Below are 1,758 nucleotides of genomic sequence, written 5' to 3'. Positions count from 1 at the left end.
CAAGTAAATCGCGACATGAAGCACGACTTCATTTTCACCGACGTTTTCGACTGCTTCTTTCGTTACTTGGCTGTAACACTCGAAGAACATCTTGATTTTCCGTCGACACACTTCTGGCAGCTCGTAAGCGAGTCCATCCTTGGCTACCAGACGAAACATCCGGAATATGACGAAAAATACAGGCAGCATGACCTATTCGCTCCAGAATTTCTGCGACGATGTATGAATCGACTGCAGATACAAAAAAACCAGCAAATGGTGGACTTCGGTGATCCGGGAGAATACCTGCACACCGTCGGCACGCTGAAGAACCCACTGGCGGGCATTCGCAAAGTGACCAGTGCAGGTTAAGCTTGAAGGAGGCGCGTATTTTAAATGAACAATGTAGTTAGCCGGTTTTGGGCCAATACCATACCCCCCCCTTGGGGTAAGCAACCCCTTGCGTAAACGCCGCCGCAGCATGTTGCGCGTATCAGGCGCCCGCTCACCAGCGCGTCGCCTGCTTCCATTCTGAAAGGAGGCGCCTAATTTTTTTATCGCCTTCGGGCCGGCTTTCCAGGTGCCGTCAACACTGACACGGTTAGGCGCCCAAAGCTTGATTTGTGTAGACCTCGCTACCTTAAGCATAAACCTCGTCGAACGCCTTCAATCAAGCACTGCGGCCTTGACGCTCATGCTAGGAGATCATGGCCGCGTTGGAGGTAAGTGCGGCTCTAACTTATGGCTAGAAGGGAGCTTCTCATGTACATTCTAGAAACGCCGCGCCTAATCCTAAGGCCACCGTCGCATAGCGACGAGCTTCTTCTACATGAGCTTCATAGCGATCCATTTGTGGTAAATGCCATGTGGGATGGAGTCTATCCGACCCGAGAGCAATCGAAAGCTAAACTACAACAGTTCATCCATCATTGGCAGAGCAATGGTTTCGGCTTATGGATGGTGTTCGTAAAAGGCGAAGGCCAAGTCGGAAAATTCGCAGGCTACTGTGGATTGATGTACAGTGGCCCGTATCTGCCCGAAGATCCCACTAATGTGGAAACCGTATCGTGCCTCCACCTTGCGTCTTCCGGTAAGGGGATCGCCGCAGAGGCCGGCAGGGCAGCGATCCAGTTTGCTTTCGAGAACCTAACGCTCGAGAAGGTCACTTCATTCATTCGCCCAACGAACACGCGTTCGCTTCGGAAAGCACCGAAAGTAGGCCTTCGCTATGTAAGAGACCGGGTCTACAATAACGTAGTTATGCGATATTTTGAAGTGACAGTCTTGACTGCTGTAAAAATCGAAAAAGTCGTCGTTATCTCTTGTTAGTATCATTGTTTCTCGGAAGACGGTGATGCAAGAAACCGTAGGCGAGCGCTGCTCTCGCCCTACGAACTTGCAATCATTCACACCGACGCACCGGCGTGTCCGGAGATGCATGTGCCCTGGAATTGAGAGCTTGTCGGTTCAGAGATAGTTCAGATGGGTCGCTCGGTCTCGCTTCGGGCATGCCCTCGACCGATTTGGCGATCAAATCGCTCCGTTACAGACGGCATGATGTGGAGCTGCCGCGCCGTAAGTGACCATATCTCAGGCGGTAGGAGGAGCGCTTTGCTGAAGAAGCCCATCACACTTGGTACCTTGATGGGGAGTTGCGTGGTTTTCGATTATATCGTCGTGGGTGGTGGCTCCTCTGGATGCGTGATGGCGAGCAGGCTCTCCGCCTATGGCGCTCGCGTGCTGCTCATTGAAGCTGGCCCTGATACGCCGCCGAATGCC

General features: G+C 52.5%; 3 protein-coding genes. All 3 read left to right on the top strand.

Features of this window, described 5'->3' with window-relative positions; all coding sequences use genetic code 11:
- Positions 1-351 (top strand): IucA/IucC family C-terminal-domain containing protein (locus EN969_RS29765; protein WP_281060041.1); only part of this gene is annotated, 351 nt, incomplete at its 5' end.
- A gap of 390 nt (positions 352-741) precedes the next feature.
- Entirely contained in the window at positions 742-1,308 is a 567-nt protein-coding gene (locus EN969_RS29760; RefSeq protein ID WP_158515808.1) for a GNAT family N-acetyltransferase, read from the top strand.
- 315 nt (positions 1,309-1,623) lie between these two features.
- On the top strand, positions 1,624-1,758 hold a 135-nt coding region (locus tag EN969_RS29755; protein WP_141245433.1), incomplete at its 3' end, for an NAD(P)-binding protein.

The organism is Mesorhizobium sp. M7A.F.Ca.CA.003.01.2.1, assembly GCF_003998945.1.
Lineage (GTDB): Bacteria > Pseudomonadota > Alphaproteobacteria > Rhizobiales > Rhizobiaceae > Mesorhizobium > Mesorhizobium ciceri.
The sequence above is the reverse complement of the archived record's forward strand: the minus strand, read 5'-3'. Positions and strand labels throughout refer to the sequence as shown.

Coding starts and splice junctions, on each gene's coding strand:
- EN969_RS29760 (WP_158515808.1), top strand. CDS start 742: ATGTACATTCTAGAAACGCCGCGCCTAATCCTAAGGCCACCGTCGCAT.